The organism is Chlamydiota bacterium (assembly GCA_016178055.1).
Lineage (GTDB): Bacteria > Auribacterota > JACPWU01 > JACPWU01 > JACPWU01 > JACOUC01.
The window spans coordinates 18,617-29,829 of the sequence record JACOUC010000073.1 but is presented as its reverse complement, the minus strand read 5'-3'; the positions used below and the strand labels follow the sequence as shown (position 1 = coordinate 29,829).

Genomic DNA, 11,213 nt, shown 5'->3' with positions numbered 1-11,213 from the left:
GGGGAAGATGGAGCTGCATGTAGGAAGGGTGAATATAGGTGAGTTTGTGAGGGGACTAGCGGCGTCGGTGGAGCCGATGGCCCAGAAGAAAAATATTGGGATTTCTTGCGAGCTTTCGTCCTCACTACCAGAGACTTATTTAGATCGGGAGAAGGTGGAGCGTGTGATTTTGAATTTGGTGTTTAATTCGCTCAAGTTTACGGAGGCGGGGGGGAAGGTGAAGATTGGGGTGCGACTTCAAGAACAGCTAGAGGCTAGATTAGAAGCAAACGACGAGTCTCCAGCCTCGAGCCAGTTTTTAGAATTTCGCATTGAAGACACAGGGATCGGGATTGCGTCTGATTATTTGCCGAAGATATTTGAGAGGTTTTCTCAGGCGGATACGTCTTCGACGCGTAAGCATGAGGGGACGGGGATTGGGATGGCGTTGGTAAAGGAGTTTGTGGAGCTTCATGGGGGGCGTATTTGGGTCGAGAGTGAGCTGAGGCATGGGACGACGGTGTTTTTTACTTTGCCTCATTTGACGAGTGTTCCTCCCGCCGCCAAGACGGATCAACGGACGGAGCGGGTGGAAGTGGGAGAGAAGAAGCGCGATACGGATTGGACCAAGGCGCTTCATGAGCGGGCGCTTTATGAGGAGGAGCGCACGGATACGAGGGTTTTCGAGGCGCCTCTTACGCAGTTGGGAGTGAGGGAGCGGACGATTCTTTTGGTGGAAGATAATGTGGATATGGTGAATTTTTTGTCGTTTCAGTTGCAAGATACTTACAACTTGGTGAAGGCAAAAAATGGGGTGGAGGGGGTGGAGGCGGCCAAACTTTATAAGCCGGATTTGATTATTTCAGATGTGATGATGCCGATCAAAGATGGGTATCAGCTTTGTCGCGAGGTGAAGGAGGATCCGAAGACGCAGCATGTCCCTGTGATTTTGCTGACGGCCAAGACAGATCTTTCGATGAAGGTGGAAGGTTTTGAATATGGGGCGGATGATTATTTGACTAAACCTTTTAGTTCTGAGGAGTTGCAAGCCCGGATTCGCTCTCTTCTGAAGAGTCGAGAGATGGAAGGGGAGATTCAAAAGCGCAATGAGGATTTGGAAAAGACATTGAAGGAGTTGAAAGAGGCCCAGATGCAGTTGGTTCAGTCAGCAAAGATGGCGTCGATTGGACAACTTGCGGCCGGGATTGCCCATGAGATGAATAATCCTCTGACCTTTGTTTCAAGTAGTCTTTTTTCAGTGGATCGTCTTCTTCAGAAGTTGCGAGAGGGGTTGATCCATGGAGATGAGTTTTTGAAGGGGTCTTGGCCTTTGCTTGAGCGAGTGACGACGGGGGTGAAAAGGACCCAATCGGTGATTGATGATTTGATGAATTTTGCAAGGAAGGATGTGGAAGGGTTAAAGGAAGAAGATCTTAATCAGGGGATTCGCTCTGTTTTTGCGCTTTTGAAAAATCGTGTTGCGGGGGATCCCCACACCCATTCCGGCAAAGATGGCGAATCCAGCTCAGAAGCCGATTTCACGGAGAAGAAGTCTATGGACAGTTATCAAACTCAAACTGGAATGGGTGTGGGCGTAAAGCTTCATTTGGAGTTAGGAGAGATTCCCAAGGTGGAGTGCGTGCTGGGACAGATCAATCAAGTTATTATGAATTTGGTGCTGAATGCGTTGGATGCCCTGGGTGAATCAGGAGAGATTTGGGTGAGGACGGTTTCAAAAGAAGGCGAGGTCCAGATTCGAATTCGAGATAATGGAAAGGGGATTCCTCGGGAAGTTCAGGGAAGAATTTTTGAGCCTTTTTTTACGACGAAAGATGTTGGCAAGGGGACGGGCCTCGGGCTTTCGATCAGTCATAAGATTGTAGAGAATCATCATGGGTCCATCGAATTTTCTAGCGAGTTTTCAAATGAGGTGGAACGGGGGACAGAGTTTGTAGTGCGGCTTCCGGTGAAGCAACCGGTGTGTCATCCGGTGGGGTAAGGGCTGATGGCTCTTTGGGAAAGAAAGGTGTCAAGTTTTGTTATAACTCGTGTTATAATCTCCGTGAAGGGGCTCTTTTTTTTTGTGATGTTTTACGCGTTATGAACACTCTTTTTGTTTCGAAGCTGAGATTATATTTGGATACCACCGTGCCTAATTATGTATTCGCGGACCATTACTTGGAAAAAAGGGGTATCACGCGGTTGCTTATGTCAGAAATAAAGGCGCTCAGGCATGAAGCGTATATTTCTGACGTGGTTTTACGTGAAATTCTCGCGGCGCCTGAATCTCTTTTGACAAAAATGATGCATGAGGTCAAGGATTTGGAGAGATTGAAGAGTTCCATGGAGTCAGAGAGATTGGCGTCTGTTTATCTTCAGCATAAGATTTTCCCTGCGAAGTCTATGGATGATGCACGTCATGTGGCGATTGCAACAATTAGTAATATGGATGCGGTGGTGAGTTGGAATTTTGGCCATTTAGTAAATATTGTGAAAATCAAGAAGGTGAATACCATCAATGAAATGATGGGCTATAAGCATATGGAGATTGTTACTCCCCAGGAGGTTGTAAATGCAAAAGATTGATAGAGCATTGGCTGAAGTGAGACGATGGAAGAGAAAAGTATCGGAAAAGACCCTTAAGATGAGTCTTGATGAGGTTGTGTTGTATTTTAACAACGTAGAATCAGATCCTAAGTGGATCGATGTTTCCAGGTCTAGGGAGGTTGGATTTGGGAAAAAGGCAGCTTGATGTCTGGTAAGTTTCATCTGAGTACTCGTCTTTTTCGAGTGAGGCAGGCCGCGGGACAGAGTTTGTGGTAAGGCTTCCGGTGAGGCAGACGGCTTGTCATCAGGTGGCGTGAAAAGAAAGATAAGATCTCTCGTCCCCAGCCCTTTGTTAACAAAGGGCTGGGGACGAGAGATGACATGTGAATGAGCGCGAGATGACATGTGAATGGTTTTTTTTTTGGGGAAAAGATGTTAGAATGACCTTGTGAAGTTTTTGAAGTGTGGGGTGGAATAAGCCGACTCAAGAGATGGAGATTTAAAAAATGATATTTCACGTGACGCGTGAAAAAGCATTGTGAGCTTTCGATTGGAACGCTTAGGGTATTGATACGACATTCTGATATGACAGTTGATGAATTTTTAAATTTGCTATAGGGTCTTGTTAGGGAACGTGGAGAAGATGTATTTTTTATGGTGGACGAGAGGTGTTTTAGGTTGCCAAGTAGGTTTTTTTGAAGTATAAACAAAACAGGAGGTAATGGACAATGCTATCCCTGGACTATAAGCTTTTTCCTATTCTTGTTGTGGATGATGAGAAGGATAATTTAGAAGCCTTTCGGATGGAATTTGAGGAGTATTTCCAAATTTTGACCGCACCGAGTGGGAAAGAAGCTCTGGAAATTTTAAAAATCCATCCAGAAGTTGCTGTGGTGGTTGTGGATCAGCGAATGCCTGAAATGACAGGGGTCGATTTTTTTAAGGAAGTGAATCGATTGTATCCCGAAATCATTCGAATTTTAATTACCGCTTATTCAGATATTCAGGTTGTGATCGAGGCGATTAATTCAGGGCAGATTTATAAATATATTTCGAAGCCTTGGGATCATGAGGATGTCCGTCTTTCCATGATGCGGGCGATTGAGAATTATTATTTGGCGAAAGATCGTGAGCGTTTGATTGAAGAGAAGATTGGCACGGTAAAGAAGGCGGCAGAGGCCAATCGGCTGGCTTCATTAGGGATGCTGGCGGCCGGAATTGCCCATGAGATTAATAATCCGCTCGTTTCAATCAGTACATTTTTAGGGCTCCTTCCAAGCAAGTTTAAGGAACTTTCTCTTCGTAATCCTGATATCTATGATCAATCGTTTTGGACGGATTTTTATCAATTGACGGAAAATGAAATGAAGCGGGTGCAAGATTTGATCCATGAGCTTTTAAATTTAGCTAAACCGCCCAAATTTTCTTTTGAGGAGACGAAGATTAATGAGCTGATTCGAGCTGAGTCAAAAATTTTTGAGAGTGCTGCAAAGGAGAGAGACATTCGTTTTATTTTAAATCTTGAAGATCGTTTACCTTCCATTCGCTGTGATGGAAATCGCATTAAACAAGTGCTGCTCAATTTGGTTTTAAATGCGATTCAGGCCACAGGAAAAGGGGGAGAGGTCAAGGTGGAATCTCATCCTGGGGAGAGTCATGGAGAGAGGCGAGTAGAGATTGCAGTCGTGGATACAGGGGAAGGGATTTCGAAGGAGATTCAAGAAAAGATTTTTCAGCCGTTCTTCTCAACGAAGCAGAAAGGGACGGGTCTGGGCTTGGTGGTTTGTGATCTCATCGTGCGCCAGCATGGTGGAGAAATTCGTGTGGCCAGTGAAGTGGGTAAAGGAACTCAATTTGTGGTGGCCCTTCCTCTAGAACCCCAACCGGTTCAAGCTGCATAAAAGACAGTTCAAGGCACAACCTTGCTACATAATAATAAAGGAAATAAAGGGGTCAAGTCTTTTGTTGAATGATTGAATAGGAAGAGGTAAGATAAGGAATATGACAAGACCGTTAAGAATCGAGTATGAAGATGCGATTTATCATATCATGAATCGAGGACTGGCTCGACAAGACATATTTCTAGAAGAAGAGGATTATGAATGTTTTTTAGAAACGTTAGATGAGGCAAAGCGAATTTGGAAAATCAAGATATACGCGTATGCCCTGATGGGGAATCACTATCACCTATGTCTACAGACACCTGGGGGGAACCTCTCTAGAGTTATGAGACACATTGATGGAGTATACACGCAACGATTCAACCGTAAACATCGAAGGGACGGGCCGCTATTTCGTGGGAGATACAAAGCCATATTAATCGGAGAAGAAAATTACCTTGGCCAAGTAATCAGATATATTCATCTAAACCCTGTCAAAGCAGGTCTAGCGAAGAACCCTAAAGAATACCGATGGAGCAGTCACATCGGATACATCAAAGCTCAAAGAAGGCCCCAATGGTTAGCGGTCGAAAGATTGCTGAAAAACTTTGAGGGACCCAATGGATTTAATGCTTACATCATGGAAGGAAATGACGAAGAGACCGAGACATTTTATCGGAGCAAGAAGCAATCACCCATCCTTGGAAGAGACGAAACCATTGAAAAAATAAGGGAGAAAGGACGAGAGCCAAAGGAAGAAAACACAAGAGAAGAGGCACAATATCTTAAACCTAGAGTAGAGAAAGTAATACAAGCTATTGTAGAACAATATGGAATAAAAAGAGAAAAGATTGAAAAAGGAATCAGAGGGCAGGAAAACGAGGCAAGGCACGTAGCGATTTACCTCTCCCATGAAGAATGTGACTTGAAGCACAAGGAAATAGCACAACGATTTAACATCAATAGTTATGGAGTTGTCGGATGGCATTGTTCGAAGGTGAGGGAAAAGTTGAAGGAAGATAAGAGATTTGAGAAAAGGGTGAGAGGGATTAGGGAGCGGTTGAGAGCAACCATTCAACAAAAGACTTGACCCCTTTTATGACCCCTTTTATTGATGAAGGAGATAAAGCTGACATTGACACATTGGCGAAGAAATGGCTTAAATTAGGCATTACCTTAGACTAAAATTTTTTGTTACTCGCCCATCAAAAAGTTCATTGTGACTTATCTTAGTTGTATTCATATCTCTGCTGTTCGATTCTATAGCGGTCGCGGGTTCCGGGGAAGCGCATGGAGGGGTTTCGGTCGACGATGGCGGTGAGGTTTACGGTTGAAATATTTTCGCCGGAGTCAACGACGTTGTTGTGATTGGTATCAGTGATGCTTTCGGCTCGGATAATAATCCGATAAACATCACTTCGGACAGTGATGAGGTTGGAGATTTCTTGGAAATCGGATTCTCCTATTCCTGATACTCCTGTTATCTCTTGGATTTGGTGGAAATGACTGGTATTTATACGATAGCTGATAATGTTATCAGCAGTAGAACTTCCAATCCCTGAAAGACTCATCAAAACATTTTTAGAGGCTGTGTTGATATTAATTTTGCCCCAGGTGTAGGGTTCAGGGGTCAGGACGACATAATCAAGCTTAGGGGGAGTAGAACCGTCTTGAGCAATCTGGATACTAACGGTATTATTGGTAATAGATGTACTGTTGACTGTTGCACTGTGATTAGGTTTGGGGTCACGAATGGTTCCAGAAGGAGATTGAAACATAACACCAAATTGACTGTAGGTTAAAACATCAAAAGCCGTGGCCGAGTCACTGTTTCTAAATCTGAAAGGTTTCGTGAGATCGGAAGCGTTTCCAATGTCGAATCTCCAACTCCATGTCCACGGACCTGAACCTGAGCCAACATACTGAGTCGTTCCATCTGAACCACAGATGTTAGAACCGCATGAGTTATCAATATTCCAGGAGGGTTGGCTTGTTCCGTCTTCGGCTTCAAGCCTTTTTGCAACCAGTGTTAATTGATTGAAAATTTGATTAGAATTCGAATTAGAAGTCGAATCTGTGTCGTAAGTATTATTATTAGAGGTTCCGATAAAAACTTCTCCAATTTCTCCTAAGCTTGCAAGAGGTCGGTCTTTGACATAGAAGTCGGTAGAGCTCATAGAACTGTTATTACTCCCCGGAGTGGGTTGACCGTTTATAGCTGAATCTGTCCAAGTTTTTGTGGCTTGAACTGGAGAAATACGATAGACGGAGTAATCTGGGTTGGTAGAAGCCCCATAACCTTGAACACCCCATTGAGATCCTGAGGTTGGGACAAAAGCAATGACATTTCCCGACCCGTCCGCCAAAGCGAGGTTGGTTCCTCCATCTAAAAGCAATTCATTCACTACACTACTGGCAATCAATGTTCCTCGTTCAGGTTTGGTGAGATCAGAAGAATTTCCCCAACTTCCATTGCCATCTCCAAATTTGATATCAAGGGCATAGAGGCTATCAGCTACAAGAAGATAATTGTAGGTACTGCTATTTTCTAGATGTCCTGTGAGCGTAAGAGTCGCTGGAACATTCCAAGCTGTGGTCAATGCAAACTGATTTGAACTTGTTACTGCAGTGAGAGGTTGGCCATCAGAAATAGGGGAAGTCAAGTTGTCTCCAAACACCACTTTCCAGGAACTACCTTCTGAAACGTCGAAGTTAATGTTTTGACGGCTAAGATTAATAATTTCCATGAATTTTCCTGATTTAATCGTGATGGAGGTAAATGTTGCGTTAATCGGATCTCCATTAGAGTCAGAGTCCACAGGGTCAATCATGGTAAGATCGATTCTACCTTGTTTCCCGCCGTCGGGGTCTCCAGGGACAGAAACATCGTAATAACTATCCCCATTTGTGTCAGTAGCAGGGATTCCATTAAATGAAATATTTGTTGCACCAGTTTGAGTGACTTGGATTTGGTAGGTTCCCCGATCCCAATACCATGCCCATTGCCCTTCTCCACCATCGTTATTGCCATGGTCGTAACCATTCACAGAATCCGTAACCCAATCCCCAGGCCATGCTAACTCGCTTTGGTTGTATAATTTCAGAACATTAGAACTTTTGGTCATGACCTCATTAAATTGTAACCCTTCCAACCCCATATAAGAATTGCTTGAACTGGGGCTGGAGGCACTCGAAGTGGTGACAGTGGGATAGACGTCGCGATCTAAGAAGTCGATGATATTGGCCGCCATTCGTTGGGAAGTGGTTGTACTGTCAGGAGCGATAAGAATACTGTAAAGTTGAGCGGTTGAAAGGAGGTGATTCAAATTAATTTTATGTGCCCAAGTTGATCCAGTATAATACGAGTTTGTATCATAACTCCAGACTGTAGCATAATTTTTGAGTGTATCCACTGTACTTGAGCCAATGCCGCTCACTTTTAATAATTCTTCAAGATTGCCAAAAGGCCGATCATCTCCATAGGGGATTTCAGGGTCGAATTCAGTAGGAGATTGTAGGCCTTCATTAAGCTCATCGGATGTTTCATCGCCATCATTATCAATCCTATCATTGCCAAGAGCGGTCTTGTTATTATTGTCGTCGCCCTGATAACTTCCAGTGGCATTAGCTCCTGGCTCAAGATCGGCCCCGTATCGATAATTGACAATGGCGGCTGCATGGGTATCCCCTATTCCAGGAAGAATGATTTCACCTTCTTTGTAGAGGGAAATTTCATAAGGAGTCCACCCCTCGTTTTGGCTTTTAACGCCATTTTGGGTGCCAGGTCCTGCTGCGTTAATATTAAGTTTTCCAGCCTCATCTTGAATTCGAATGGCGTATCGACCGATGATCGGCCCCGTTCCATTTGAGTTTTGATGAACGTAAATCCATTTTTCCTTCTCGATTGTTCCATCTCCATCTAGGTCAATGCCGTCGAGGTCAGGGTCACTGGAAATAGATGATGAAAAAAGAGTAAACCATTCTTCATCATAGGAGTCGTACATTTCTAAATTGCTTGGGGTCGTGTTTAATTGATCATTCGTCAGATCTTTATCCAAAATGGCAATAGTATATTGCATTGCCGCATTTGCAATTTGACGGGCTTGAATGAGATAGAAGCTATTTCTTCCTGCTTTCTCCTCTGATCTCATGACGACGGCAAAGGCAACGGCCAGGACAGTGATGAGAGAGAGAATTCCCAGGGCTAGAATCAGCGCAGCGCCGGATTGGGAAGTTTCTGATTCCTCGTCCACCCGCTGCGGCGGGTACCCGGACTCGGTCGTAAGGGGAGAGAAAAGCACCCCTCTTATTGTAAGAGGGGTTGGGGGAGTTAATTTTTTTGGAGTATCGCTTTTATCCATTTCGGAAACTCCTCTGATTCATGGGAATCATAATCTTAAATTCTTTTCTATCCGCTTTGGGAGGGGCAGGCGGGTTTGATCCATTATATTTTTCAATCATGGCTTGATCAACGACACGCAGTGTAATTTCAATGAAATCTGGAAACAGGCCATCATCGGTGGTTGAACTGGTAGGCAGGGGAGGAAGGCCCGTTTCATAAGCCATGCGGGTGTCCCAGCCTCGGTTTGTTTCGAGGGTTTCGACTTCAGAGTATTGGTTGTCGCTCACCTTATAGATAAATTTGAAATTTAAGTCCGTCACTTTAATGGCAAAATCATCGCAGGAGCCGAAACTTCCGCAAGCGGAGTTTCCTGAAGTCCAGGTGGAAGAAATATCAAAATCAGTGGTGGTTTCACTTGAATACGCCCTTCGTAAAAGATCATCAGATGGAGAAGAGGTGCCTTGGTCATCGATGTAATAACCCACTTCGTAAAGGGCATTATTTCTCGATAAAATAAAATAAATTTGGTCCTGATCAAAATTATCATTTGGGTTTGTAAAGGACCCTGATGTTCCATCCACACTCCAGAGATAGGGACGGTAAATGGACCCTGACCCACCCGTTGCAATAATGGCAGAGGAGAGCTCTCTGGACATCATGTCTAAGGCTGTTCGAGTAGCTTGATATTGGTCGACCTTATATTCTCCATGACGCCATACGGCATTGGCTCGGTCGAAAACGATATAAAGGGCCAGGGCCATGATGGTGAAGACAGCCAGGGCGCTCAAGAGTTCAATCAACGTAAAACCTCTTGATTTTAAAGATTTACATTTTTTAATTGGTCGGAAGTTCATAGTAATTTTCCGTTGATTGTGCGGGATTATTGAGATCATTGATAGAGTAAATGTATAAATCGACTCGGTAGAAATTGGCCAAGTCTGAAAAAGGTTTTGAGACATTGTAGCGCCAGGAATATTTTGGATTCTGGGCAAATGGAGTAGGAGTCGATTGCCCTGTTGGATAACTTGTGTAAGCCGTCAAACTATTATTGCTTCCTGTAAGGTGGCTGCGATAGTAAATATCTGCCATTTTCCACTCGGCCAGAATTGCAATATTGGAATAATCTAGCGCCCTTTTCTGAGTATCAAGCCCCACAGGGAAAAGGGCTAGAACTCCTAAAACCCCGATTGCAAGAACGCCCAAGGCAACGACGATCTCGAAGAGGGTAAAGGCGTTTTGACTTTTAGCTTCTAGCCTCCAGCTCCTAGCAGTTTCTTTTATAAATTCGTATTTGACCATGGCTGTCCTCTTCCGTAATAATAGATTGCTGCCCTGCCAGTCGTATTCAGTATGGTCACCGAATAACATTTGACGCGTTCGGATCTTGCGATAGGGTTTGTGGTGCTAGAATAGGAGGTGCTGCCAGGATTATAAGGGTTTCCCTCAATCAAAGTCCCTTTTTGAATGATGTGAATGGAGGAGTTAGATGTTGTTCCGTAAGGTGAAAAAGTAATGGTTTGAGAACTGGCTTGAGTACTTCCAGAATTTTGAGAATTTCCTGAAACATCGGGAATTTGAACCAAAGGAGATGCAACCCAGACTTTTTCTAGCTGGGAGCCGCTGGCTGTTGTAATATAGATTTTATTTGCAGCTTGGGTAATATTGGTATTACTCGTATAAATGGTGACGGTGGTAGAAATATTTTGTGTGGTTGCAATGCCTCTAGCCATTCGCAAGAGACTTGCCACTTGTTGAGCAGCACTCTTTAATCGAATATTGCTCCCGAATTTTGTGAATGTAGGTAGGCCCAGAAGAACGATCAGTCCAATGATCAAAATCACGATGAGAAGCTCAATGAGGGTGAAGCCTTTTTTATTATATTCACCAATTGGTAATGTCATCTTTTGTCTTGTCCTCGCCAATTCCCGTCTGTCCGTCAGGACCATAGGAGTAAATATCAAACGAACTGGTGTTGTGGGTTCCAGGTTGAATGTATTGAAGATTATTTCCCCAGGGATCTATTACGCGATAAAGGGCTTCAACCGCTGAATTACTGCCGTCCACATTGGCGGTGTCTCCTGTAGTGCCTAAATCTTTGGCTCGATATTCCATGTAAGGTCCTGTTGAAATGATGTTACTGTTGGAAGAGCCCGCGACAAAGGTTGCGGCCGTATAATAATATAAGCATTCAGCGGATACCGGCCCTGTTACTCCCGGAATAGTGGTGGGAGGAAAATCTCCAAAATCGGTTCGGTATTGTTTGAGGGCAACGGTGATAGTATCGATCATTGTTTGCGTTTTGGTAATTTTTGCTTTTTTCTGGGCTGAGCTCAGGGCGGGTAAGAGAATGCTGGCAAGAATAGCAATGACAGAAATCACGACCAGCATTTCTATAATCGTAAAACCTGTTAAAAATCTTAGAGATTTTGATCGCTTTAATCGCATATTATATTTCATATATTAAG

Annotated in this window: 10 protein-coding genes; 5 read left to right on the top strand and 5 right to left on the bottom strand. The window is 43.9% G+C overall.

Going from position 1 to position 11,213, the window contains the following annotated elements; all coding sequences use genetic code 11:
• The first annotated feature begins 7 nt into the window (after positions 1-7).
• The 5 genes from HYS07_10800 (at position 8) to HYS07_10780 (ending at position 5,496) form a co-directional block, all read left to right on the top strand.
• A complete protein-coding gene (locus HYS07_10800) occupies positions 8-1,978 on the top strand; it encodes a response regulator (protein MBI1871659.1) in 1,971 nt (656 codons plus the stop codon).
• A gap of 209 nt (positions 1,979-2,187) precedes the next feature.
• Positions 2,188-2,565 (top strand): hypothetical protein, encoded by a 378-nt coding sequence (locus tag HYS07_10795; GenBank protein MBI1871658.1) that lies wholly within the window; start codon positions 2,188-2,190, stop codon positions 2,563-2,565.
• Positions 2,552-2,731 (top strand): hypothetical protein, encoded by a 180-nt coding sequence (locus HYS07_10790; protein MBI1871657.1) that lies wholly within the window; start codon positions 2,552-2,554, stop codon positions 2,729-2,731. The genes HYS07_10795 and HYS07_10790 overlap by 14 nt, the downstream gene beginning before the upstream one ends.
• A gap of 523 nt (positions 2,732-3,254) precedes the next feature.
• Positions 3,255-4,427, top strand: coding sequence for a response regulator (locus HYS07_10785; GenBank protein ID MBI1871656.1), 1,173 nt, complete (start codon positions 3,255-3,257; stop codon positions 4,425-4,427).
• 100 nt (positions 4,428-4,527) lie between these two features.
• The gene (locus HYS07_10780; protein ID MBI1871655.1) at positions 4,528-5,496 is read left to right on the top strand and encodes a transposase; all 969 of its coding nucleotides are present in this window, start codon (positions 4,528-4,530) and stop codon (positions 5,494-5,496) included.
• 139 nt (positions 5,497-5,635) lie between these two features.
• On the opposite strand, the gene HYS07_10775 is transcribed toward HYS07_10780, so the two are convergent.
• From HYS07_10775 to HYS07_10755, 5 genes are read right to left on the bottom strand one after another with little or no spacing between them, the layout of a single operon-like run.
• Positions 5,636-8,767 carry a helix-hairpin-helix domain-containing protein gene (locus HYS07_10775; GenBank protein MBI1871654.1) on the bottom strand — a complete coding sequence of 1,044 codons (3,132 nt, stop codon included), beginning with the start codon at positions 8,765-8,767 and terminating at the stop codon, positions 5,636-5,638.
• Positions 8,760-9,602, bottom strand: coding sequence for a type II secretion system protein (locus HYS07_10770; GenBank protein ID MBI1871653.1), 843 nt, complete (start codon positions 9,600-9,602; stop codon positions 8,760-8,762). Before HYS07_10770 ends, HYS07_10775 begins: the two co-directional genes overlap by 8 nt.
• Complete coding sequence (locus HYS07_10765) at positions 9,583-10,047, bottom strand: prepilin-type N-terminal cleavage/methylation domain-containing protein (protein ID MBI1871652.1); 465 nt, start codon at positions 10,045-10,047, stop codon at positions 9,583-9,585. Before HYS07_10765 ends, HYS07_10770 begins: the two co-directional genes overlap by 20 nt.
• A complete protein-coding gene (locus tag HYS07_10760) occupies positions 10,026-10,649 on the bottom strand; it encodes a GspH/FimT family pseudopilin (GenBank protein MBI1871651.1) in 624 nt (207 codons plus the stop codon). The genes HYS07_10765 and HYS07_10760 overlap by 22 nt, the downstream gene beginning before the upstream one ends.
• Complete coding sequence (locus HYS07_10755) at positions 10,630-11,205, bottom strand: type II secretion system protein GspG (protein MBI1871650.1); 576 nt, start codon at positions 11,203-11,205, stop codon at positions 10,630-10,632. Before HYS07_10755 ends, HYS07_10760 begins: the two co-directional genes overlap by 20 nt.
• Positions 11,206-11,213 lie beyond the last annotated feature (8 nt).

Coding starts and splice junctions, on each gene's coding strand:
- HYS07_10785 (MBI1871656.1), top strand. CDS start 3,255: ATGCTATCCCTGGACTATAAGCTTTTTCCTATTCTTGTTGTGGATGAT.
- HYS07_10795 (MBI1871658.1), top strand. CDS start 2,188: ATGTCAGAAATAAAGGCGCTCAGGCATGAAGCGTATATTTCTGACGTG.
- HYS07_10775 (MBI1871654.1), bottom strand. CDS start 8,767: ATGGATAAAAGCGATACTCCAAAAAAATTAACTCCCCCAACCCCTCTT.
- HYS07_10765 (MBI1871652.1), bottom strand. CDS start 10,047: ATGGTCAAATACGAATTTATAAAAGAAACTGCTAGGAGCTGGAGGCTA.
- HYS07_10760 (MBI1871651.1), bottom strand. CDS start 10,649: ATGACATTACCAATTGGTGAATATAATAAAAAAGGCTTCACCCTCATT.
- HYS07_10780 (MBI1871655.1), top strand. CDS start 4,528: ATGACAAGACCGTTAAGAATCGAGTATGAAGATGCGATTTATCATATC.
- HYS07_10755 (MBI1871650.1), bottom strand. CDS start 11,205: ATGAAATATAATATGCGATTAAAGCGATCAAAATCTCTAAGATTTTTA.
- HYS07_10770 (MBI1871653.1), bottom strand. CDS start 9,602: ATGAACTTCCGACCAATTAAAAAATGTAAATCTTTAAAATCAAGAGGT.
- HYS07_10790 (MBI1871657.1), top strand. CDS start 2,552: ATGCAAAAGATTGATAGAGCATTGGCTGAAGTGAGACGATGGAAGAGA.
- HYS07_10800 (MBI1871659.1), top strand. CDS start 8: ATGGAGCTGCATGTAGGAAGGGTGAATATAGGTGAGTTTGTGAGGGGA.